This window comes from Micromonospora sp. NPDC048935, from assembly GCF_043197875.1.
Classification (GTDB): Bacteria; Actinomycetota; Actinomycetes; order Mycobacteriales; family Micromonosporaceae; genus Micromonospora.
This window is the reverse complement of sequence record NZ_JBICTZ010000008.1, coordinates 139,413-162,673: the sequence shown is the minus strand read 5'-3', so window position 1 is coordinate 162,673 and position 23,261 is coordinate 139,413. Positions and strand designations below refer to the sequence as shown.

Sequence of the window (23,261 nt, the reverse complement as noted above, 5' to 3'; positions counted from 1 at the left end):
TGACCCTCAGGGCCGCCAGCCGGTCTGCGCGGCCCACTGCTCGGCCCGCAGGTACTCCTCGTCGAACCAGGGGTCCCGGGCCGTGCCGGAGTCGCCGGTGACCGGAGCCGCATCGACCAGATCCCGCTTGAGCTGCAGGTACGCGGCCCGGTGATCCGGGTCGGCACGCAGGTGGTCGCGCATCAGCAACGCGTACCGCCAGCCCGGCGACCCCTCCAGCCGCACGTGCAGACGCACCGGACGAGCCGGGTCCGCGCTGCCGTGCAGCCGCTTCTCCCACCGACCACTGCCGGCCGGGCGCGGATCGTCCCACCACTGCCCCGGCACCCGCGGGAACCCGGCGTTCGCCAGCCGGTCGGCCAGCGCCCCGTCGGCGTCCACGAGGCTCGGCACGGCCACCTGCACGTCGATGACGTCCTGGACGGTAAGGCCGGGCACCGCGGTCGAGCCGATGTGGTCGATCCGCAGGGCGTCCGAGGCCAGTGTGTGCCGGATCCGGGCGGCCAGCCGCGCGTACTGCTCGGGCCAACTCGTGTCGGGCCCCACCGGGTCGCCACCACCCGGCGGGACCACCCGCCGCTGACGCAGGTTGTCCTCGTAGGGCAGCAGCCGCTGCGACCAGAGCGCGTCGACGGCGTCGTGCAACGCCACCAGGCTCCCGTCGTTGCCGAGCACCACGTCGGCAGCCGCCCGGCGGCGGGCGTCGTCGGTCTGCGCGGCAATCCGCCGCTCGGCCTCCGCACGCCCCATCCCCCGGCCGCGCACCAGCCGTTCCAGTCGGGTCGTCACGGCCGTCTGCACCACGATCACCAGGTGGTACGTGGGCGCGAGACCCACCTCCACCAGCAGCGGTACGTCGTTGACGACGATCGCGTCGGGTGGTGCCGCGGCGGCCAACTCCGCGGTGCGGGCCCGGACCCGGGGGTGGGTGATCGACTCCAGCCGACGGCGGGCGGCCTCGTCGGCGAACACCACCGCGCCCAGCGCGGCACGGTCCAGGGCGCCATCGGCATCCAGCACTGTCTCGGAGAAGGCGGCAACGATCTCGGCCAGCCCATCGCTCCCCGGGGCGACGACCTCGCGGGCCACCCGGTCGGCGTCGATGAGCACCGCGCCCCGCTCGACGAGCCGTGCCGCCACCGCGCTCTTGCCCGACCCGATCCCGCCGGTCAACCCCACTCTCAGCACCCGACCAGTCAACCGGATCACGAGCCCTGCCGCCAAACCCACCGCCGGCTCGGCGAGGCCCCAGCCCGCCCCATCTGCGGCCGCTGCTTTCCCACGCCCCACGCCCCACGCCCCACGCCCCACGCCCCACGCCCCACGCCCCACGCCAAGATCATGCTCGATCCAGGATGTAGTGGTGTGTGGCGTCCGGGAGGCACCTACATCATGGATCGAGCACGATCTTGGCGGTCCACACCAACCGCGGAGCCCACGGCGCCACGGCCGCCGCCCAGAACGCCCCGCCACGGCGCCACGGTCGCCGCCCGGCGCGCCCCGCCACGGCGCCACGGCGGCCGCTCAGCACGCCCGCCACGGCGCCGTGGCCGCCGCTCAGCACGCCCGCCACGGCGCCGTGGCCGCCGCTCAGCACGCCCCGCCACAGCGCCCCGGTCGCCGGCCCAGCGCGCCCGCGACTCGCCCCCCGGGGCACGGGGCGGGCGTACGGCGACTGGCGCGGGGCACGGGGCGTACGGCGAAGGCCCCGCCCCCGACGATCCGGAGATCGCGGGGGCGGGGCCCGTCGTCGTTCAGTCGTTCAGTCGTTCAGCGGGTCACTTGCCGCCGGCGAGCTTCTCCCGCAGAGCGGCGAGCGCCTCGTCGGTGGCCAGCGTGCCGGCCGGCTCCTCGGCCTGCCGGCTCGGGGCCGGGCTGGACGAAGAGGTGGTGCCACCGCCGCCGCCACCGGCAGCGGCCGGGACGACCGGAGTCGGGTTGGCGGCAGCCTCGGCGTCGGCGGCCCGAGAGGTCTGCACCTGCTTGGTGTGGGCCTCCCAACGCTGACGAGCCTCCGCGTACTGGTTCTCCCAGGTCTCGCGCTGCTTGTCGTACCCCTCGAGCCACTCGCCCGTCTCCGGGTCGAAGCCCTCCGGGTAGATGTAGTTGCCCTCGGTGTCGTACGTCGCGGCCATGCCGTAGAGGGTCGGGTCGAAGTGCTCCTCGCCCTCGACGAAGCCCTCGTTGGCCTGCTTGAGCGACAGCGAGATCCGGCGGCGCTCCAGGTCGATATCGATGACCTTGACCATGACCTCGGAGCCGACCTGGACGACCTGCTCCGGGATCTCCACGTGGCGCTCGGCCAGCTCGGAGATGTGGACCAGGCCCTCGATGCCGTCGTCCACGCGGACGAACGCACCGAACGGCACCAGCTTGGTGACCTTACCCGGCACGATCTGCTGGATCGCGTGGGTGCGGGCGAACTGCCGCCACGGGTCCTCCTGGGTCGCCTTCAGCGACAGCGAGACCCGCTCGCGGTCCAGGTCGACGTCCAGGACCTCGACCTCGACCTCCTGGCCCACCTCGACGACCTCGGACGGGTGGTCGATGTGCTTCCAGGACAGCTCGGAGACGTGCACCAGACCGTCGACGCCGCCAAGGTCGACGAAGGCGCCGAAGTTGACGATCGAGGACACGACGCCCTTGCGGACCTGGCCCTTCTGCAGCTTGTTGAGGAACTCGGTGCGCACCTCGGACTGCGTCTGCTCCAGCCAGGCCCGGCGGGACAGGACCACGTTGTTGCGGTTCTTGTCCAGCTCGATGATCTTGGCCTCGAGCTCCCGCCCGACGTACGGCTGCAGGTCGCGCACACGACGCATCTCGACCAGGGAGGCGGGCAGGAAGCCGCGCAGCCCGATGTCGAGGATGAGGCCGCCCTTGACCACCTCGATGACCGAACCGCGGACGACACCGTCCTCGTCCTTGATCTTCTCGATCGTGCCCCAGGCCCGCTCGTACTGTGCCCGCTTCTTGGAGAGGATCAGACGACCCTCCTTGTCCTCCTTCTGGAGGACAAGGGCCTCGATGTGGTCGCCAACCGTCACAACCTCGGCAGGGTCCACGTCGTGCTTGATCGACAACTCACGAGAGGGGATGACGCCCTCGGTCTTGTAGCCGATGTCGAGCAGGACCTCGTCCCGATCGACCTTGACGACGGTGCCTTCGACAATGTCGCCGTCGTTGAAGTACTTGATGGTCTCGTCGATCGCGGCGAGGAATGCCTCCTCGGAACCGAGATCGTCGTGGGTGACCCGGGTGGCGCTCGAGGGGGCCTCGATGCTGCTCGTCATGTGGGCGGTTGCTCCGGTCGGTGGGTTGTCACAGCAGGCTGGTGTCGCAGTGACCTGTTCGCGCCAGCGGATCCGTCGCCGGGCACACCGAACGATCGCCTAGTGAGATCATGATGTGGCTCCGTCGACCGCGCACCTGCTCCCTGCCGAGGCAACGCGATCCGCGAGCGCATCGTCTAGCCTACCGTGCGCATTACCACAGCGTGCAAGCCCTCCCGGCTTCTCTCCGTGTGATGACCTGCGAAAGACGAACAATCGCCCGGAAAACACCTCTGCTGTCTCGTGCGTCACAGCCGCCCCGGACGTCGCACGCCCCCCGCACTCGCGAACTCGCGCCGATCGTGGACGCGCCGCCGCACCCAACCTGGCGGCTGGGGCCTAGCGTGGGCGCGTGGATGACGACAACCGGGTCACCCGGCGCCGGGTGGGTGACGCCGAGGCCCGGCGGGCCAACCGCGGCTGGTGGGACAGCGACGCCGACGACTACCAGGCTGAGCACGGCGCGTTCCTCGGCGACGTGGACTTCGTCTGGTGCCCGGAGGGCCTGCGCGAGGCCGATGCCCGGCTGCTCGGCGACCTACCCGGTCGAAGGGTGCTGGAGGTTGGCTGCGGCGCGGCCTCCGCCGCCCGCTGGCTGGCCACCCAGGGTGCCCGGCCGGTCGCCTTCGACCTGTCCGCCGGCATGTTGCGGCACGCCGCCAAGGCCGCCGACCGCACCGGGGTACGCGTACCGCTGGTGCAGGCCGACGCGCTCGCCCTGCCGTTCGCCGACCGGTCGTTCGACCTCGCCTGCACCGCCTTCGGCGCGATCCCGTTCGTGGACGACTCGGCGGCGCTGCTCGCCGAGGTGCACCGGGTGCTGCGCCCCGGCGGACGGTGGGTGTTCTCGGTGACCCACCCGATGCGGTGGATCTTCCTCGACGATCCCGGCGAGGGCGGGCTGACCGCCGTGCACTCGTACTTCGACCGCTCCCCCTACGTCGAGCAGGACGAGGCCGGCGTCGCCACGTACGTCGAGCAGCACCGCACCCTCGGCGACCGGATCCGGGAGCTAGTCGGCGCCGGCTTCCGGCTGCTGGACCTGGTGGAGCCGGAATGGCCGCAGGGGCACGAGGGCGTCTGGGGGCAGTGGAGCCCGTTGCGCGGTCGGCTCTTCCCCGGCACCGCCATCTTCGTCACCGAGAAGCCCGGGAGGTGAGCGCGTCGCACCCGCAGTCCGCCCTGCGTCGCATCGACCGCCGGTAGGTTCGTCCCGTGAGCGCCGAGCCCATCCCATCACCTGGCCCCTGGCGTCCGGATCCGATGCGGCAGCAGCGTGCCGACTACACGCTGGAGGACCTGCTCACCCTGCCGGACGACGCCCCCCGCGTCGAACTCGTCGACGGAGTTATCCAGGTAAAACCCTCCCCCACCCTGGGCCATCAAGACATCTCGTTCCTGCTTGCGCACTGGCTGCTGCAACACGTGCCGGCTGACCTTCGGGTCGTTCAGGCCGTCGGAGTCGGGCTGAGTCCCAACACCAGCCGACAGCCGGACGTTCTCCTGCGGCGGGCCGGCGTGGCGCCATCCCGATCCTCGCTGCGTCCGGCGGACGTGGTCCTCGCCGTGGAGATCGTCTCGCCCGGCACGCGACGGGTCGACAGGTTCGCCAAGCCCGGCGAGTACGCCGCCGCCGGCATCCCGTTCTACTGGCGCATCGAGCAGGACCCGGTGCACGTCTACGCGTACCGGATCGGCGACCGGGTGGGCCCCGGCGGTGAGCGGCAGTACGAGCTGGTCGCCGACGGCGCCGACGTGATCGAGCTGGCCGAGCCGTTCGACATCAAGCTGCCGATCGCCGAGATCACCCCGTAGCGCGTCCCCGGACCTGCCGTTTCGTCGCGCCGCTGTCGGGTAGCCGAGGAGCATGGCCGAGCAGCGATTCCGCGAGGGCGACCAGGTTTCCTGGTCGGCCCACGGCAGCCGCGCGTACGGCGTGGTGCAGGAGACGATCACCGAGCGGACGCGGATCCGCGGACGGGCCGTGAACGCGGCCCCCGACGACCCGCAGTACCGGGTTCGCAGTGACGGAACGGGCCGCGACGTGGCCCACCGACCCGAGGCGCTGCGTCATGAGCAAGGCTGACGACCAGGGCCGGGACACCTACCGGGAGTTCACCGAGGCGGTGAACATGAAGCCCGGCGAGCTGTCCACCTGGCTGGAGACCGACGAGTCGAAGCAGGTTGGCTGGCACAAGGGCGGCCGGTCCGGTGGCGGCGAGTCCGTCGGACACGAATCCGGCCGGAAGATCATCAACCTGCTCCGGCGCAAACGTGGCGACCTGTCCGAGGGCGACTACAAGCACATGCGCAAGGTCGTCGGGTACGTCCGCCGGCACATGGCACAGCGCCCCTCCGGCAACGTCCGCGACACGAGGTGGCGCTGGTCCCTCATGAACTGGGGCCACGACCCAATGAAGTAACAGGTGCTTCGCGCAAGATCCGCGCAACGTCGGTGAAGTTGATGCCTCACAACGACACGACCCAGCACTTTCCCCGAAGTTGCGCAGATCTTGAAACGGTGCCCGCCGGGCGGGCGGGGCCGGCGGGACGGGGGCGCTCGACCTGGCCGACGCCCACGAGGCCAACGGCCGTCACCAGAGCAACCTGGTCAGGGTCCTCCCGGCACACGGGCGACCACGACCAGGGCGACCGGTCAGGGGTTCCGGGGCAGCCCGACCCGCGCAGGGATCAAGCCTGACCACCCGGAGCGGGTCGGGCTGCCCCGGAACCCCCACACCGCAACCAACAATCAGTGATCAGCGCTGTTCCAGTCGAGCCCGTCGCCGACCGACACCGACAGGGGCACCGACAGCGGGTACGCCTCGCCCATCTCCCGCCGGACCAGTGCCTCCAACGCCTCCCGCTCGCCGGGGGCGACCTCGAAGACCAGCTCGTCGTGCACCTGCAACAGCATCCGCGAGCGCAGCCCGGCCTCGCCCAGCGCGGTGTCGACGTGCAGCATCGCCACCTTGATGATGTCGGCGGCGGAGCCCTGGATCGGGGCGTTGAGGGCCATCCGTTCGGCGATGTCGCGGCGTTGCCGGTTGTCGCTGACCAGGTCGGGCAGGTAGCGGCGGCGCCCCAGGATGGTGGAGGTGTAGCCGTCCTGACGGGCCTTCGCGACCACCTGGTGCAGGTAGTCGCGCACCCCGCCGAAACCGGCGAAGTAGTTTTCCATCAGCCCGCGGGCCTCTTCGGTGCTGATGGTGAGCTGCTGGGACAGGCCGAACGCGCTCAGCCCGTACGCCAGGCCGTAGTTCATGGCCTTGATCTTGCGGCGCTGGTCGGCGCTGACCTCGTCGACTGGCACCCCGAAGACCGACGAGGCGGTGGCGGCGTGGAAGTCGGCGCCGGAGTTGAACGCCTCGATCAGCGCGTCGTCCGAGGACAGGTGCGCCATGATGCGCATCTCGATCTGGCTGTAGTCGGCGGTGAGCAGGCACTCGTACCCCTCACCCACCACGAAGGCCCGGCGGATCCGCCGGCCCTCCTCGGTGCGGATGGGGATGTTCTGCAGGTTGGGCTCGGTGGAGGAGAGCCGCCCGGTGGCCGCCACCGTCTGGTTGAACGTGGTGTGGATCCGGCCGTCGTCGGAGACCGACTTGAGCAGCCCGTCGACTGTCGACTTGAGCTTGGCCACGTCCCGGTGGCGCAGCAGGTGGGCCAGCACCGGGTGCGGCTGCTGCGCGTAGAGCCACTGCAGGGCGTCGGCGTCGGTGGTGTAACCCGTCTTGATCTTCTTGGTCTTGGGCAGGCCCAGCTCGGTGAAGAGGATCTCCTGCAACTGCTTGGGCGAGCCGAGGTTGAACTCCCGGTTCACCGCCTCGTACGCGCCCTGCGCGGCGGCCTTCACCTCGGCGGCGAAGTCCGCCTCCAATTCGGACAGGTAGTGCGTGTCGGCGGCGATGCCGGTGCGCTCCATGCCGGCCAGCACCCGCATCAGCGGCAGCTCCACCCCGGCCATCAGCCGGGCGGACTGCTCGCCGTCACGGGACAGCTCGGCGTCGATCGCGTCGGCCAGGTCGAGGGTGGCCCGGGCCTGGAGCATCAGGTTCTGCTCGGCTACGCCCTCGTCGCCGAGCCCGTCGAGGGTGAGCTGACCGGACTCCGGGACGTCCACCCGCAGCTCCCGGTGCAGGTAGCGCAGCGCCAGGTCGGTCAGGTCGTAGGACCGCTGGTCGGGGCGGGCCAGGTACGCGGCGATCTGCGTGTCGCGGACGATGCCGGCGAGCTGCCAGCCGTTCGCGGCGCAGGCCAGCACGGCCGGCTTGCTGTCGTGCAGCACCTTGGGCCGCTGCGCGTCGGCCAACCAGCCGGCCAGGGCATTCTCGTCGGTGGCGTCGAGCCGCGTGGGGTCGACCCAGGCCGCCGCACCACCCGCGGTGGCCAACGCCAGCGCGAGGATGGGGGCGGTGTGCCGGCGGTTGGGACCGCTGTCGAGCTTGACCGCCAACCCGACCGGGATGCCGGTCGGGGCGTGCGTGGTCAGCCACCCCGCGAGCGCGCCGGGCTCGGTGAGCACCTCGCCGGTGAGGTCGAAGCCGGACTCGGCCTCCGGCTCGACCGCCTCCAGGTACTGGTAGAGACGGTCGCGCAGGATGCGGAACTCCAGGGTGTCGAAGACCTGGTGCACCGCCTCCCGGTCCCAGCCGGCCCAGCGGGCGTCCTCCGGGCGCAGCGGCAGCTCCAGGTCGGAGACGAGGCGGTTGATCTCGTAGTTGCGGATCACGTCGGCGAGCCGCTCCCGCAGACTGTCGCCGGCCTTGCCCTTGATCTCGTCGGCGCGGGCGATCACGCCCTCCACCCCGCCGTACGTGGCGATCCACTTGGCCGCGGTCTTCGGGCCGACGCCGGGGATGCCGGGCAGGTTGTCGCTTGTTTCGCCGACCAGCGCGGCGAGGTCCCGGTACTGCTGCGGCGGCACGCCGTACTTCGCCTCGATCGCCGCCGGGTCCATCCGGGCCAGGTCGGAGACGCCCTTGCGCGGGTAGAGGACGGTGATCTGGTCGTCGACCAGTTGGAACGCGTCGCGGTCACCGCTGCTGATGAGCACCGACATGCCCTGGTCGCGGGCCTGGCAGGCGAGCGTGGCGATGACGTCGTCGGCCTCGTAGCCCTCCATCTCCACCACCGGGATCTGGAGTGCGGCCAGGACCTCCTTGACCAGGCTGACCTGGCCCTTGAAGTCGGTCGGGGTCTCGCTGCGGCCGGCCTTGTACTCCGCGTACTTCTCGGTGCGGAAGGACCGGCGGGAGACGTCGAAGGCCACGACGATGTGGGTGGGCTGCTCGTCACGCAGCACGTTGATCAGCATGGAGGTGAAGCCATACACCGCGTTGGTCGGCTGACCCGTCGTGGTGGAGAAGTTTTCCACAGGCAGGGCGAAGAAGGCCCGGTATGCCAGGGAATGTCCGTCGACGAGGAGCAGGCGCGGCGTCGTAGCTGTCACGGCAGCGACTCTAGTCCGTCGCACCGACATCCCTGGCCGGCGGCACCGAGTGAACCGGGGCGAGAACAGCCGCCGGCCCGAACGCCGACGGCCGGCCACCCCCGGAAGGGATGACCGGCCGCCGCTCGGGTGGCTCAGGCCACGCCGAGGTACGCCTCCTTGACCGACGGATCGTGCAGCAGGTCCTGACCGGACCCCTCCTTCACGATCTGACCGGTCTCCAGCACGTAGCCGCGGTGTGCCCGCGACAACGCCTGCTGGGCGTTCTGTTCCACAAGCAGGATCGTCATGCCCTGCTGGTTGATCTCCGTGATGATGTCGAAGATCTGCCGGATCACCAACGGGGCCAGACCCATCGACGGCTCGTCGAGCAGCAGCAGCTTCGGTCGGCTCATCAGCGCCCGCCCGACCGCGAGCATCTGTTGCTCGCCGCCGGAGAGGGTGCCACCGGCCTGCTTGCGCCGCTCGGCCAGCCGCGGGAAGAGGGTCAACACCCGGTCCAGGTCGGAGGCGATGCCGGCGGAGTCCCGCCGGGTGTACGCCCCCATGTCCAGGTTCTCCATGACCGTCATACCCGGGAAGATCTGCCGTCCCTCGGGCGACTGACACAACCCCCGGACCACCCGCAGGTCGGCCCGGAGCTTGCTGATGTCCTCGCCGTTGAACGTGATCTTCCCGGCGGCCAGTGACCTGGTCCCGGAGATGGCCCGCATGGTGGTGGTCTTTCCGGCGCCGTTCGCGCCGATCAGAGCCACCACCTCACCCTCGTTGACGGTGAGGTTGATCCCGTGCAGCGCCTCGATCCGCCCGTACGCGACGGCGACGTTCTCCAGCTCAAGCAGCGTCATCGGCGGGCTCCCCCAGGTACGCGGCGATCACCTTCGGATCGCGGCTGACCTCCGCGGGCGCACCCTCGGCGATCTTGCGGCCGAACTCCAGCACCACGATCCGGTCCGTGACACCCATGACCAGCCGCATGTCGTGCTCGATGAGCAGGACGGTGAGGCCCATGTCACGGATCTGGCGAATCAGGGTGAGGAGCTCCTCCTTCTCCGCTGGGTTGAAGCCGGCGGCCGGCTCGTCCAGGCAGATCAGCTTCGGCTCGGTGGCCAGCGCGCGGGCAATCTCCAGTCGGCGCTGGTAGCCGTACGGCAGGTTGCGCGCCTCGTCGTTGGCCCGGTCGGCGATCCCGACGAAGCGCAGCAACTCGAGCGCCTTGGCCTCGGCCGCCCGCTCCTCCAGGATGTGCCGGGACAGACCGAAGATCTTCGCGGCCGACAGGCGCACCTGCTGCCAGGTCCGGGCGATCCCGGACGCGGCGGTGACCTGCGGCAGCTCCTCCGGCTTCGGTCGCACCCGGTAGAGCCGGAACAGCGCCCCGGGAACGCTCGTCTTGTGCCGGGAGTCGGTGCCGACCATCACGTTCTCGAGTGCGGTCATCTCCGGGAAGAGCCGGATGTTCTGGAACGTCCGGGAGATGCCCAACTGGCTGATCTGGTGCGGCTTGCGGCCGGTCACGCGCTGACCGCGGAACGTGACCGCCCCCGACGTCGGCTTGTAGACCCCGGTCATCACGTTGAAGCTGGTGGTCTTGCCGGCGCCGTTCGGCCCGATGAGGCCGAGGATCTCGCCCTCGTAGATCTGGAAATTGATCTTGTCGAGGGCGACCACGCCGCCGAAGCGGAGCGTGACGTCGTCGACTTCGAGCAGCACCGACCGAGGCCCCGCCTGAGTCGGGATCTTCGGCGTCGCGGTGCTGGTGGTCAGATCAGACACGAGCGGGCACCTCCTCTGCCTCCGCCGCGCGGTCTTTCAACTCGCGGGCACGCCGCCGACTCGGGACCAGACCCTGCGGACGCAGGATCATCACCAGGACCATGGCCAGGCCGAAGACCAGCCACCGGTAGTCGGCGAAGTCGCGGAACCGCTCCGGCAGGTACGCCAGCAGCACCGCGCCGAGCGAGACGCCGATCATGTTGCCGGAACCACCGACCACGACCATGGCGACGAACAGGATGGACAGGTTCGCGTTGAACTGGGTCGGGTCGATGAACGCGTTCCGGCTGCCGAACAGGAAGCCCGACAGGCCGCCCAGCGCCGCACCGATGGCGAACGCCCACAGCTTGAACTTGAACGGGTACACACCCATCACCGCTGCGGCGTCCTCGTCCTCACGGACGGCCAACCACGCCCGGCCGACCCTGCTGTGCTCCAGTCGACGCACCAGGAACACCATGACCAGCACGAAGGTGATCGCCAACCAGTACCAGGGCTTCGCGTCGATCAGACCGAAGACCTTGTTGTCCGCCGACGGGGCGCCCTCCGGACCGGGGATGGCCGAGATACCGACCGGCCCGTTGGTCAGCCCGGTGGCGTTGCGCGCGACGATCCGGATGATCTCGCCGAAGCCCAGCGTCACGATGGCCAGGTAGTCACCGCGCAACCGCAGCGTCGGCCAGCCCAGCAGCACCCCGGAGATCATCGTCAGCACGATCGCGATGAACAGGCAGATCGCCCAGGTCACCGCCCAGGTCGGCGGCAGGTTGAACTCCTGCTGGATCCACTTGACCACCGGCGAGTTCACCGAACCGAACAGCGCCACGCTGTACGCCCCGATGGCGAAGAAGCCGATGTAGCCCAGGTCGAGCAGACCGGCGAGGCCGACCACCACGTTCAGCCCGATCGCGACGAGCACGTAGATGGCGCAGACGAAGAGCACGCCCGCCCAGTTGTTGCCGCCCTCGATCGAGTCGGTACGCAACCAGGTCAGACCCGGGATGCCGAGCAGCGGCAGGTAGTAGAGGATCGCCACGAAGGCGGCCAGGCCGATCGCCTGCTGCCACTTCGTGAGCGCCCGCCAGCGGTCGCCGACCGAGGTCAGCGCGCCGACCCGGCGACGGTCTGCGGAGCGAATCTTGTCGATCATGCGCGGGCCCTCCCGAGCGATTCACCCAACAGGCCGGTGGGCCGGAACATCAGCACCACGATCAGCACCACGAAGGCGATGACGTCCTCCCAGTTGGAGGCGAAGAGCGTGGCGCCGTACACCTCGACGATGCCGAGGAAGAGGCCACCCAGCAGCGCACCGCGCAGGTTGCCGATGCCGCCGAGCACCGCGGCGGTGAACGCCTTCAGACCCAGCACGAAACCGATGCTGTTCTGCGTGAAGCCGAACCGCATGCTCCACAACAGCGCGGCGGCGCCGGCCATGATGCCACCCAGCACGAAGATCAGCATGATCACGCGTTCCTGGTTGACGCCCATCAGCGCGGCGGTCTCCGGGTTCTGGGCCACCGCCCGCACACCCCGCCCGTAGCGGGTGCGGTTGATGAACCAGTCCAGCAGGGCCATCATCGCCACCGCCGCGACGAAGACGATCAGCTGGATGTTCGTGATCGCGGTGTTGCCGATGGTGAACAGGGTCTCCTGCTGGATGATCGTCGGCATACCGACGATCTGCCGGGGCCGGCCGAACACATCCGGCAGCACACCACCGAGCAGCTTGGGCAGCACCTGCCCGAAGAGCTCCACGAAGACCAGCGACAGGCCGATCGCGGTGATCAGGAAGATCAACGGCGGCGCGTTCTTGCGCCGCAACGGCCGGTACGCGATCCGCTCCAGCGCGAGAGCGGTACCGCCCGAGGCGACCGCCGCGACGACCAGACCGAGCACCAGGAAGAGGATCGCCTGGCCGACAGGCGGGTTATTTTGCACGCCGAGCTGGGTCCACAGGATCAGCACCGCGAAGGTGCCGACCATGAAGACCTCGGAGTGCGCGAAGTTGATCAGACGAAGGACGCCATAGACGAGGGTGTAGCCAAGGGCGATCAGGGCGTAGATGGCGCCCTTGGACAGGCCGTCGACCGTGTGCTGGCCGAGATGGCCGATCAGTTCATCGAAATGCACCGGGGGTCTCCTTGAATCGAGTGCGGCCGGGGCGAAACACCCCGGCCGCACTCCATTTCGTGGGCGTCAGCTGAGCTTGAGCTCCTGCAGCGGCTCGATGGCCTCGCCCTTGACCTGGTAGGCCCAGATGACGACCTTCGTCGGGTCGACGTCACCCTTGGAGTCGAACTTGATGTACTTCGACACACCCTGCTTGTCGTACGACTTCACGAACGCCAGGATGTCGGCGCGGGTCTTCTTGCCGGCCTTGAAGGCGTCCAGGAAGACCGTCGCGCCGTCGAAGCCCTCGGCACCGTAGGAGCCCGGCGGGATGCCGTACTTCTTCTTGTAGTCGGCCGAGAAGGTGCCGCCGGCCTTGTCGGGCGGGAGGCACGGGCAGGTGATGATCGAGCCCTCGGCGCCACCGGAGGCACCCTTCGGGAACGCCGGGTCGTAGAGACCGTCCGGGCCGACGAACTTGGCCTGGACACCGGCGGCGCGCATCTGCTTCACCAGCGGAGCGGCCTCACGGGTGTAACCGCCGTAGAAGACGAAGTCCGCCTGCGCGGCCTTGATCTTGGAGATGGTGGCGTCGAACTGCGCCTGCCGCTCCTGGATCTTGTCCTTGTTCACGATCAGCGGGCCGAGCTGCTTGCCCAGCTCCTCGGTGATGCCCGCGCCGTACGCGCTGGCGTCATCGACGAGGAAGACCTTCTGCGCGTTCTGCGTCTTCAGGTAGCTCGCCACCGCGCCGGCCTGCGTGCCGTCGTTGCCGACCACGCGGTAGAAGGACGTGTTGCCCTTCTGGGTCAGGTCCGCCCGGGTCGCGGACGGGCTGACCATCGCCAGGCCGGCGGCCTGGTAGATCGGCATCGTCGCGTCCGACTCACCGGAGAAGTGACCACCGATGACACCGAGGAACGAGTTGTCCGACGCGATCTGGTTCGCGAACGGGGTCGCCACCGCAGGGTCACCCTGGGTGTCGAACCGCTGCATGGTGACCTTGCAGTTCGGGTTGGCCGCGTTGAACTGCTCCAAGGCGAGCTCCGCGCCGTTGAGCGACGGGATCACCAGACCCGCGTTGTCACCCGTGAACGCGCCGAAGATCGCGATCTTGCCACCGCAACTACCGGACGCGGCCTTATCGTCGCCACCACCGGAATCCTGGCAACCAGCCGCGACCACCAGGGTCGCGGCGAGCGCAACGGTGCCCAGCGCCCGTACATAGCTTCGCCTCACGGCTACTGACCTCCTCCAGATGCGGACGCGACTGACCCGTTGCGACGGCGACAGCACGCAGACCGCAATTCCACCCACCCCGCAGGGACTCCCCCTGCGTTACGGCTCGTGATGGCGGAGCGTACCGACACGACATACCGTCCCGGAAGGCCTGAAGGCGGGGTCTGCGAAACCGTTACGAAGACGTGGGCAATCATGTCGATGCCCGTAACAGGCGAATCCGCCAGTTGGTCCTTAAGCCCGGGTCCAGAGGGCGTCCGGCCACGCTCACAGGGGCCACCACAGCCCCACAGGACCCACCCTGAACAGCGATAACAGCCGGACGAAGCACAGCTGCGGGCGAAGCGTCGGCTTTCAGACTCCCGGACCGGACGCCCACCACAGCCCGGCCCGCGAGCCGTCGTCCGCCGCCAACCACCACCGGTCGCCCACCGCCACCAGCGTCACGTCCCGGTCGACGCCCGCCGACACACCCAGCGGCATCGCGACCTCCCGCCACGACCCACCCAGATCCGTCGACACCCACACCGAGTGCCGTGCGCCATCGGTCACCGCGGCGAACAGCCGATCCCCGGACGACACCAGCGACGCCACAGCCTGCACCCCGGCCCCGGCCCACCGCCCGAACGTCCCGCCGGCCACCCAGCCCCCGGCCTCCTGCCGCCACGCCCCGAACGTCGCCCCGCGCAGCCCGACCGCCACCGGCACCCCGCCGACAAGCGTCACCCGCTGCAACTCCTCGTACTCCGAACCGCCCGGCAACACCGTGCGCCGCCACGAGCGCCCGTCCGGCGACGACCACACCGCCGGGTCACGGTCGATCCGGCCAGCCGGCAGCAAACCACCCACCGCCAGCCAACCCGACGACGTCGCCACCGCGTCGAACGCCCAGGTCACCCCCGCCGGGTCACTGGCCAACTCCGGCGCACCCTCGACGAGCGCGAACTCCGCCGCGGCCGGTGCCGACACCCAGGACGCCGCACCCGCCGAACGGTTGCCGACGATCAACCAGCCCGGCGCACCCGCCGTCAGCCGGGACACGTTCACCGCCGTCGGCCCGCCGTACGTCTCGAACGACGCCTGCACCTCGACCAGCGCGCCATCGGCCACCTGACGCCACGTGCTCACCCGCGGATTGCCGTGCGCGCCGCCGACCTTGGCGCCGATCAACGCCGCCTTACCATCGCGGCACGCCACCGACAGGAACACGTTCTGCCGACCGTAGAAGGAATCCGCACGCACCGGTTGGACCGTCCACGTCGTACCGTCCACGCTGGTCCAGGCCGCCGGACGGGTGCCGCCCTGTGCGTCGAGCACGCCACCGACCAGGAACCACCGACCCGCGCACGACGTCGCGTCGCGAACCAGAAGGCGGCCCGCACCACCCGGCGGCGCCGGCAGCGCCAGGGGTTGCCAACCCGGCCGTAGCGCCGGCGCGATGGCCGGCGTCGCACCGGCGCGGCCCGGCGCGGTCGGCCCGTCGCAACCGCCGGCTAACAACAGCGCGAAGAGGCCGAACACCGCGATCACCCGTCGGACGGACACCCGTCGATGCTAACCACCGGGAGTCGCGCGCGGTGGCCCCGGCGCGGCCCGGATCGAACGGATCGGGGACTCAGACGGTCGGCTGCTGGGACACCTCGCCGCCGGCGGTCTCCGCGAGGATCCGCTCGGCAACCTCTTTCATGGTCATCCGGTGGTCCATCGCCGTGCGCTGGATCCACTTGAATGCCTGCGGCTCGGTCATCCCGTACGTGGTCATCAGCGCACCCTTGGCGCGCTCCACCGCCTTGCGGATCTCCAGACGGTCGGTCAGGCTCGCGACCTCCGCCTCCAGGGCCGCGACCTCCGAGTAGCGCGACAGCGCGATCTCCACCGCCGGGACCAGGTCGCTCTTCTGGAAAGGCTTCACCAGGTACGCCATCGCGCCCGCCGCCCGCGCCCGCTCCACGAGGTCACGCTGGCTGAACGCGGTCAGGATGATCACCGGGGCGATCCGTGCGCCGGCGATTCGCTCGGCGGCGGCCAACCCATCCATGATCGGCATCTTGATGTCGAGGATGACCAGGTCGGGCTTCAGCTCCTCGGCGAGGCGGACGGCGGTCTCGCCGTCACCGGCCTCCCCCACCACCTCGTAACCCTCTTCGACGAGCATCTCGGCGAGGTCCAGCCGGATCAGCGCCTCATCCTCGGCGATCAGTACGCGCCTGCGCTCGGCATCCGTCGGCATCTCAGCCACCAGCCCTACCCCCACCAGTTCGAACGCGTCACCCGCCCAGCCGGGTGTCACCGCCCTCAGCGTAGTAGGTATCCTATGTGAGGCCACCAGAGCACTCGGCCAAGCGTCCCCGTATTCCAACCGGCAGAGAAACGGAGCTCAAACCTCCGACAGTGTGGGTTCGACTCCCACCGGGGGCACCAAAAGTGTCGTACGGCTGTTCCAAAATCGTGATGTGCATCCACCTGAACTACGCATTCGTGCGCGGCAGGAGCACCTCGCTGGCAGTACGGTCGCCGAGGTTGCCAGACGTCTGAGACTTCCGTACCCGACGGTCAGGGGCTGGTGCAAGCACGAGGTCAAGCCGAGAAGGTCCAGCAGCGAGCTTCGTTGCTTTCGCTGCCGGCCCGAGGTCGAGAATCAGACAGCTCCATCTGCATACCTCTACCTGCTCGGTCTCTACCTGGGCGACGGGCATCTCGTCACCTCCGCACGAGTACCGGTGCTGCGCATCGCTTGCAGCAGTAGTTGGCCGGGCTTGATCGAGGCGTGCGACGCCAGCATGCGGCAGGTGCTCGCGGCGAAGGTCCAGCGTGTCCAGCAGCCTGGTTGCGTCAGCGTGCAGAGTTCCGCCAAGCACTGGCCATGCCTGCTTCCCCAGCATGGTCCCGGCAGGAAGCACGAACGGCCGATCGTCCTTGCCGACTGGCAGCGCGATCTCGTTGCCGCCCACCCGGGTGACTTCCTGCGCGGCCTGTTCCACTCCGACGGCTGCCGCATCGCCAACCGGGTGACCATGCGCGGCCGGGTGTACGTCTATCCGCGCTACATGTTCGTCAACGAGTCGACCGACATCATGGCGCTGTGCCAGTGGAGTCTCGACCTGCTGGGCATCGCCTGGCGGATGAACCGGCGCAACTCGCTCTCGGTGGCGCGGCGGGCCGCTGTCGCCGCCCTGGACCGGCACGTCGGCCCGAAATCCTGATCGCCTGTCGCGCGGATCACGTCGATCGTGGGAGCCTGACCGACGCGCGGGCGGATGGCCGGTTGCCGGGTCGACGACAGGGGTGCAAACCGATGCGGGTTGTTGTTTTCGGCGCGACCGGCATGGTCGGCCAGGGCGTGTTGCGGGAGTGTCTGCTCGCCGACGACGTGCGGGAGGTGGTGACGGTGGGTCGCCGACCGACCGGTCGGCAGGATCCGAGGCTGCGGGAGCTGACCGTCGCCGACGTGGGCGAGTTGGACCCGGTGCGGGCCGACCTGACCGGTGTGGACGCCTGTTTCTACTGCCTGGGGGTGTCCTCGTTGGGTCTGGACGAGGCGGCGTACACGCGGGTCAGCTACGACTATCCGCTCGCGGCGGCGCGACTGTTGGCGGAGGTGAGCCCGCAGGTCACCTTCGTCTACGTTTCGGGGCAGGGGACCGACTCGTCGGGTCGGGGCCGGGTGATGTGGGCGCGGGTCAAGGGTCGCGCCGAGAACGCGATCATCGAGCTGCTGCCCAACGGCTACGCGGCGCGACCGGGTTTCATCCAGCCGACGTACGGGGCGGTGTCGAAGACCCGGTGGTACCGGCTGGGGTACGCGGTCACGCGTCCGCTGTTTCCGGTGTTGCGGCGGTTGCTGCCGAACCAGGTGACCACCACCGACGGGATCGGTCGGGCGATGTTGCGGGTGACCCGGGAGGGCTCGCCGACCCGGGTGTTGGGCAACCGCGAGCTGCGCTGATCAGGCGATCGTGTCGAAGGCGGCGGCGAGGTCGGCGCGCAGGTCCTCGGGGTCTTCCAGGCCGACCGAGAGGCGCAGCAGGCCGGCCGCGGGTTTCGCGTCGCCCTCGACGGGGCGGTGGGTGAGCGAGGCGGGGTGCTGGATCAGGGTGTCGACGCCGCCGAGGGACACCGCGTGGGTGATGAGCTGGCAGGCGCCGGCGACGGCGGCCGCGGCGGGTGCGCCGCCGCGTACCTCGAAGGCGAGCAGGCTGCCGGGTCCGGACATCTGGCGGCCGACCAGCGCCGCCGGGTCGTGCGTCGAGGGGTGGTGCACCCGGTGTACGGCGGGGTGGCCGGCGAGCCAGCCGGCGAGTTTCTCGGCGCTGGCCTGCTGGGCGCGCACGCGCAGCGGCAGGGTTTGCAGGCCGCGGTGCAGCAGGTAGCCGCCGAGCGGGTGCAGGATCGCGCCGGTGACGGCGCGGACCTGGCGTAGTCGCACGGCCCAGTCGTCGTCGCAGGCGACGACGCCGGCCAGCACGTCGCCGTGCCCACCGATGCTCTTGGTGGCGCTGTGCAGGACGAGGGTGGCGCCGTGTCGGGCGGGTTGTTGCAGGACGGGGGTGGCGACGGTGTTGTCGACGAGCAGCGGGACGTCGCCGGCCGCGGCGGCGAGGGCGGCGATGTCGACCAGGTCGAGGGTGGGGTTGGCGGGTGTCTCGGCGATGACGAGCGCGGTGTCGGGGCGGATGGCGGCGGCGACCTCGTGCGGGCGGGCCCAGGTGACAGTGGTGCCGAGCAGGCCGGTGGCGAGGACGTGGTCGGTTCCGCCGTAGAGGGGTCGGACGGCGACGACGTGCCGGCGGTCGTCGCGGGCGGCGGCGAGCAGGGTTGCGGTGAGGGCGGCCATGCCACTGGCGAAGGCGACGGCCTGCGTGGTGCCTTCCAGCTCGGCGAGGGCGGTTTCGAAGCGGGCGACCGTGGGGTTCCAGAGCCGTTGGTAGACGGCGCCGCCGTCGGTGGGGAGGGTGCCGCCGGTGGCGAGTTGCTCGTACGCGGCGCCGCCGTCGTCGACCGAGGGCAGGGGGTTGGTGGTGGACAGGTCGATGGGTGGTACGTGCACGCCGAGGGTGCGCAGGTCGTCGCGGCCGGCGTGTACGGCCCGGGTGTCCATCGTTGTCATGCCGGTAGGTTCGAACATCCACCTGCCAGGAGGCAATGGGTCGGCAGATGATTCTGGAGTTGGCCCTGGTTTCGTTCGTGGATTCGGGCGAGGATGGCCGGATGTCTTCTGCGCCGAACGATGTGCGGCCGTATCCGGCCCTGGACGAGGTGGACCGGGCCATCCTGACCGAGTTGGCCGCGGATGGTCGCCTGCCGAACAATGCCCTCGCCGAGCGGGTGGGGGTGGCGCCGTCGACATGCCTGACCCGTACCCGGGCGCTGCGGGACCGGGGCGCGATCCGTGGTTTCCACGCCGAGGTGGACCCGGCCGCGCTCGGTCTGCCGTTGCAGGCGTTGGTGTCGGTGCGGTTGACCGCGCACGAGCGGGCCGCCGTGGACGCCTTCCGGGCCCGGTCGGTGCGGCTGCCGGGGGTGGTGTCGGTGTTCCACGTGGCGGGTGCGGAGGACTACGTGCTGCACGTGCGGGCGGCGTCCGGTGACGCGCTGCGCGACTTCGTGCTCGATCACCTGGCGGTGGACCCGGTGGTGCAGCACACCCAGACCAGTCTGATCTTCGAACAGGCACGTGGGATGGGGTGAGCGGCGGTGGAATGAACGGGCGGGCCGGGGAGTTGGCACTGCGTGTGATCACCGTACCGTTGTCTGTTCTTGATCTTGCCCCGGTCGCCAAGGGCACCACCGCCGGCGCGGCCCTGGAGGCGACCACCGAGCTGGCCCGCCGCACGGAGGAGCTGGGCTACCACCGGTTCTGGGTGGCCGAGCACCACAACATGCCGGCGATCGCCAGCTCCGCCCCCGCGGTGCTGCTGGCGCACCTGGCGGCGAACACGTCGACGATCCGCCTCGGATCGGGCGGGGTGATGCTGCCCAACCACGCGCCGCTGGTGGTGGCCGAGCAGTTCGGCACCCTGGAGGCGCTGCACCCCGGTCGGATCGACCTGGGCATCGGCCGGGCGCCGGGCACCGACCAGGTGACGGCGCTGGCGTTGCGGCGCACCATGGAGGGCCTGTCGGCGGAGGGTTTCCCGCGCGAGTTGGCCGACCTGATGAACTATTTCAGCGGCGAGAAGCCGGGGCAGATCATCGCCACGCCGGGTCGCGGTGAGCAGCCGGCCGTGTGGCTGCTGGGTTCCAGTGGTTTCAGTGCCCAACTCGCCGGGCTGCTGGGCCTGCCGTTCTCCTTCGCGCACCACTTCAGCTCGGCGAACACGCTGCCGGCGCTGGCCCTGTACCGGCAGAACTTCCGGCCATCGCAGTGGTTGGACAAGCCGTACGCGATGGTGGCGGTCAACGCGGTGTGCGCGGAGACCGACGAGCGGGCCGAGTGGCTGGCGGGGCCGAGCGCGCTGTCGTTCCTGAAGCTGCGCTCCGGTCGGCCGGAGCCGCTGTCGACGCCCGACGAGGCGGCGGCGTACCCGTACTCCGAGATCGAGCGGGAGTTCGTCCTGCAACGCCGCGACGGTCAGGCGATGGGCTCGCCGGAGACGGTGCGCCGGCAGCTCACCGAGTTGGTGGAGCGCACCGGCGCGGACGAGCTGATGCTGACCACGCTCGTCTACGACGTCGCCGACCGGGTGCGGTCCTACGAATTGATTGCCGAGCAGGTGGCGGGTGGTCTGCGCCGGGAGGCATGAAACACGATCTTCACGTCAGCGTCACCCCCACGACCCCGACGCTGCCTAATGTTGGTGCCGGTGGTGGTACGGCATCCCCGGTCGGGACGGGTCGGGAATGCCGCGGTGTGGCGCACCGGGCCGGAGCTGAGCGGATTCCGCGGCTGCGGCCCGGTGCCTGCCACCCTAGGCGACCCCGTTCGGGACCGCCAGGGGTCAGATCAACGTAGGTAGATGTTCGGGGTGGGTGGGCTGGCCATCTGGTCGCCGATGAAGAACCCCGGGTGTGGCGGCTGGTTGTAGGCGGTGTTCTGCCAGGCGACCGCCACCCGATACTGCGGGTCGTGCATCAGGGTGTGGATCCGGGTGCTGGTCGGCGTGGGCGTGCTGTAGATGCGCAACGCCCGGCTGTCGGTGGTCCGCCAGATCACCTCCTCCCGCCAGTCACCGAGGATGTCGCCGGAGAGCGCCGGGGTGGACTTGGTGCCGTTGTTGGACGCCACCCCGCTGCCATCGAGCAGTCGGGTCTCGCCGCCGGTGCCGTACTTGTCGATCTTCGTGCCGTCCAGCAGTTCGCGTACCGGGTCGCCGTCCCACCAGGCGAGGAAGTTCGTCGACGACGGCTTGCGTCCCACGTTCTGCCCCCTGGTGTTGGCCAACCCGCCGACGGCCGACGACCACGACTCCGCGCCGGGGCTGCCGGCCCAGATGTCCGCGGAGACGCCACGGCCGTTGTCACCGGAGGCCGGTGTGGACCAGAGGATCTGACCGGTACGCGCGTCGGCGAACCAGGAACTGGGCTTGCTCGCGTCCTCGTCGACCTTGAAGACCTCCAGGCCGGCGCGGCCCGGGTCGAGGTCACCGACGTGCATGGCGTCGCCGTGCCCGTTGCCCGTGGAGTAGAGCAGCCGGCCGTTGTCGTCGATGGTGGCGGCGCCGTAGACGATCTCCTGACGGCCGTCGGCGTCGACGTCGGCGACGGAGAGTTGGTGGTTGCCCTGGCCGGCGGCGGCGCCGTTGCCGGAGGAGTTCGAGTCGAACGTCCAGCGCCTGGTCAGCGTGCCGTTGCGGAAGTCCCAGGCGGCGACGACCGCGCGGGTGTAGTAGCCCCGGGCCATGATCAGCGAGGGGCGCTGCCCGTCCAGGTACGCGGTGCCGGCGAGGAACCGGTCCACCCGGTTGCCGTACGAGTCGCCCCAGGACGACACCGTGCCACGCGGCGGGTCATAGCTGACGGTGGATGCGATCGCGCCGGTCTGGCCGTTGAACATGGTCAGGTACTCCGGGCCGGCCAGCACGTAGCCGCTGGAGTTGCGGTGGTCCGCCGACGACGAGCCGATGAGCTGGCCGGTGCCGGAGCGGGTGCCATCGGCGGTCTTCATGGCCACCTCGGCGCGGCCGTCACCGTCGTAGTCGTACACCTGGAACTGGGTGTAGTGGGCGCCGGCCCGGATGTTGCGGCCCAGGTCGATCCGCCACAGCCTGGTGCCGGTCAGGGTGTACGCGTCGACGTAGACGTTGCCGGTGTAGCCGGACTGCGAGTTGTCCTTGGCGTTCGACGGGTCCCACTTGAGCACGATCTCGTAGCTGCCGTCGCCGTTGAGGTCCCCGACCGAGGCGTCGTTGGCACTGTAGGTGTAGTTCTCCCCGCTGGGGGTGGTGCCGCCGGCCGGGACCTGCAACGGCACGTCCAGGTAGCCGTTGCCGAACTGTAGGGCCGGTGCCGACGCCGCCTGCTCGGCGCCGCCGACCACGGCCCGCACGGTGTACGCCGAGCCGGCCGCCGCGCCGCCGTCGAGGTAGGTGGTGGCGCCGGTGATCGGGCTGGCGTTGACCCTGGTCGACCCCCGGTAGAGGTTGAACGCCACCCCGGAGGTCTCGGTGCCGAGCAGTCGCCAGGAGACCAGGTTGCCGCTGCCGGAACGGACGCTGATCAACCCCCGGTCCAGGTTCTCCATCTGTTTCGCCCCGGCCGGAGGTGTGGTGGGCGGTGGCGTGGTCGGGGGCGGGGTGGTGGGTGGCGGGGTGGTCGGGGGTGCCGTGGTGGGTGGCGGTGTCGTCGGTCCCTCGGTGGCCGGGGTGCCGGTGCAGGTGGTGCCGTTGAGCGCGAAGCTGGTCGGCACCGGATTGCTGCCGGTCCACGAACCGTTGAAGCCGAAGCCAGCGGTGCCGTTGGTGGCGATGCCGGCGTTGTGGTCGACGTTGCGGGCGGTGACCTGGGCACCGGACTGGGTGACGGCGGCGTTCCACGCCTGGGTGACCTGCTGCCCGGCCGCGTACGACCAGGTGAGGGCCCACCCGCTGACCGGGTCGCCGAGGTTGGTGACAGTGACGTTGGCGCCGAAGCCGCCCTGCCACTGGTTGGTTACTTGATAGTCGACCCGGCAGCCGACGGCGGCGGCCGAGGCGACCACCGTGCCGAGGGTGCCGGCCACGACGGCGGCCGCCGTCGTGCCGGCGAGCAGGATCAGCCGATGTCTGGACGGGTGCATGGACTGCCTCCGAGGATCCGCGGAAGATCGCGGCGGCCCACCTGCCCTGCCCGGGACGCGCGGTGGACCCGTCGCGCCACAACGGCGGCGGACGGCGATCTGATCGGGGGTGAACGCCCTGGAACTCGCGGATCCGACTCAC

At 70.1% G+C, this 23,261-nt stretch carries 19 protein-coding genes, 1 tRNA gene and 1 pseudogene; 9 read left to right on the top strand and 12 right to left on the bottom strand.

The window, feature by feature from the left end; all coding sequences use genetic code 11:
* Positions 1-6: 6 nt before the first annotated feature.
* Together coaE and rpsA are read right to left on the bottom strand one after the other, a co-directional pair.
* Complete coding sequence (gene coaE, locus ACGFIW_RS22515; protein ID WP_393318877.1) at positions 7-1,188, bottom strand: dephospho-CoA kinase; 1,182 nt, start codon at positions 1,186-1,188, stop codon at positions 7-9.
* Between the two features lie 590 nt (positions 1,189-1,778).
* Entirely contained in the window at positions 1,779-3,290 is a 1,512-nt protein-coding gene (gene rpsA / locus ACGFIW_RS22510; protein WP_393318874.1) for a 30S ribosomal protein S1, read from the bottom strand.
* 391 nt (positions 3,291-3,681) lie between these two features.
* Between rpsA and ACGFIW_RS22505 the strand changes: the two genes are divergently transcribed.
* The 4 genes and pseudogenes from ACGFIW_RS22505 to ACGFIW_RS22490 form a co-directional block, all read left to right on the top strand.
* Entirely contained in the window at positions 3,682-4,488 is an 807-nt protein-coding gene (locus ACGFIW_RS22505; RefSeq protein WP_393318871.1) for a class I SAM-dependent methyltransferase, read from the top strand.
* A gap of 56 nt (positions 4,489-4,544) precedes the next feature.
* Positions 4,545-5,144 (top strand): Uma2 family endonuclease, encoded by a 600-nt coding sequence (locus ACGFIW_RS22500; protein WP_393318868.1) that lies wholly within the window; start codon positions 4,545-4,547, stop codon positions 5,142-5,144.
* Positions 5,145-5,196: 52 nt separating this feature from the next.
* Positions 5,197-5,415, top strand: a complete 219-nt coding sequence (locus ACGFIW_RS22495) for a DUF2945 domain-containing protein (protein WP_393318865.1) — start codon at positions 5,197-5,199, stop codon at positions 5,413-5,415.
* A pseudogene (locus ACGFIW_RS22490) lies at positions 5,402-5,749 on the top strand (DUF3140 domain-containing protein); the annotation flags it as partial. The gene ACGFIW_RS22495 and the pseudogene ACGFIW_RS22490, both read left to right, overlap by 14 nt.
* 332 nt (positions 5,750-6,081) lie before the next feature.
* Here the strand turns inward: ACGFIW_RS22490 and polA are convergent.
* The 8 genes from polA to ACGFIW_RS22450 form a co-directional block, all read right to left on the bottom strand.
* Positions 6,082-8,781, bottom strand: coding sequence for a DNA polymerase I (gene polA / locus ACGFIW_RS22485; protein ID WP_393318863.1), 2,700 nt, complete (start codon positions 8,779-8,781; stop codon positions 6,082-6,084).
* A 134-nt stretch (positions 8,782-8,915) separates the two neighbouring features.
* The gene (locus ACGFIW_RS22480; RefSeq protein ID WP_393318860.1) at positions 8,916-9,629 is read right to left on the bottom strand and encodes an ABC transporter ATP-binding protein; all 714 of its coding nucleotides are present in this window, start codon (positions 9,627-9,629) and stop codon (positions 8,916-8,918) included.
* Positions 9,616-10,548, bottom strand: coding sequence for an ABC transporter ATP-binding protein (locus tag ACGFIW_RS22475; RefSeq protein ID WP_393319421.1), 933 nt, complete (start codon positions 10,546-10,548; stop codon positions 9,616-9,618). Before ACGFIW_RS22475 ends, ACGFIW_RS22480 begins: the two co-directional genes overlap by 14 nt.
* 1 nt (position 10,549) lies before the next feature.
* Positions 10,550-11,707, bottom strand: a complete 1,158-nt coding sequence (locus tag ACGFIW_RS22470) for a branched-chain amino acid ABC transporter permease (protein ID WP_393318857.1) — start codon at positions 11,705-11,707, stop codon at positions 10,550-10,552.
* On the bottom strand, positions 11,704-12,687 hold the full coding sequence (locus ACGFIW_RS22465; protein ID WP_393318855.1) for a branched-chain amino acid ABC transporter permease: 984 nt from the start codon (positions 12,685-12,687) through the stop codon (positions 11,704-11,706). The genes ACGFIW_RS22470 and ACGFIW_RS22465 overlap by 4 nt, the downstream gene beginning before the upstream one ends.
* A 66-nt stretch (positions 12,688-12,753) precedes the next feature.
* Positions 12,754-13,905 (bottom strand): branched-chain amino acid ABC transporter substrate-binding protein, encoded by a 1,152-nt coding sequence (locus tag ACGFIW_RS22460; protein ID WP_393318853.1) that lies wholly within the window; start codon positions 13,903-13,905, stop codon positions 12,754-12,756.
* A gap of 354 nt (positions 13,906-14,259) precedes the next feature.
* Positions 14,260-15,450, bottom strand: coding sequence for a hypothetical protein (locus ACGFIW_RS22455; RefSeq protein ID WP_393318850.1), 1,191 nt, complete (start codon positions 15,448-15,450; stop codon positions 14,260-14,262).
* Between the two features lie 70 nt (positions 15,451-15,520).
* Positions 15,521-16,144, bottom strand: coding sequence for an ANTAR domain-containing response regulator (locus tag ACGFIW_RS22450; RefSeq protein WP_088991522.1), 624 nt, complete (start codon positions 16,142-16,144; stop codon positions 15,521-15,523).
* Between the two features lie 105 nt (positions 16,145-16,249).
* On the opposite strand from ACGFIW_RS22450, the gene ACGFIW_RS22445 reads away from it, so the two are divergent.
* From ACGFIW_RS22445 to ACGFIW_RS22435, 3 genes are all read left to right on the top strand, one after another.
* Positions 16,250-16,326, top strand: a tRNA-Leu gene (locus ACGFIW_RS22445).
* A 299-nt stretch (positions 16,327-16,625) separates the two neighbouring features.
* A complete protein-coding gene (locus ACGFIW_RS22440) occupies positions 16,626-17,108 on the top strand; it encodes a hypothetical protein (protein ID WP_393318847.1) in 483 nt (160 codons plus the stop codon).
* Positions 17,109-17,200: 92 nt separating this feature from the next.
* On the top strand, positions 17,201-17,851 hold the full coding sequence (locus ACGFIW_RS22435; RefSeq protein WP_393318844.1) for an NAD-dependent epimerase/dehydratase family protein: 651 nt from the start codon (positions 17,201-17,203) through the stop codon (positions 17,849-17,851).
* On the opposite strand, the gene ACGFIW_RS22430 is transcribed toward ACGFIW_RS22435, so the two are convergent.
* Entirely contained in the window at positions 17,852-19,030 is a 1,179-nt protein-coding gene (locus tag ACGFIW_RS22430; RefSeq protein WP_393318841.1) for a trans-sulfuration enzyme family protein, read from the bottom strand. It lies immediately after the preceding gene.
* An 83-nt stretch (positions 19,031-19,113) separates the two neighbouring features.
* On the opposite strand from ACGFIW_RS22430, the gene ACGFIW_RS22425 reads away from it, so the two are divergent.
* Together ACGFIW_RS22425 and ACGFIW_RS22420 are read left to right on the top strand one after the other, a co-directional pair.
* Positions 19,114-19,593: an Lrp/AsnC family transcriptional regulator gene (locus ACGFIW_RS22425; RefSeq protein WP_393318838.1), complete on the top strand. Its 480-nt coding sequence runs from the start codon at positions 19,114-19,116 to the stop codon at positions 19,591-19,593.
* A gap of 11 nt (positions 19,594-19,604) precedes the next feature.
* On the top strand, positions 19,605-20,648 hold the full coding sequence (locus ACGFIW_RS22420) for an LLM class flavin-dependent oxidoreductase (protein ID WP_393319417.1): 1,044 nt from the start codon (positions 19,605-19,607) through the stop codon (positions 20,646-20,648).
* Between the two features lie 200 nt (positions 20,649-20,848).
* Here ACGFIW_RS22420 and ACGFIW_RS22415 read toward each other — a convergent pair whose 3' ends face one another.
* Positions 20,849-23,119 (bottom strand): cellulose binding domain-containing protein, encoded by a 2,271-nt coding sequence (locus ACGFIW_RS22415; RefSeq protein ID WP_393318835.1) that lies wholly within the window; start codon positions 23,117-23,119, stop codon positions 20,849-20,851.
* Between the last annotated feature and the right edge of the window lie 142 nt (positions 23,120-23,261).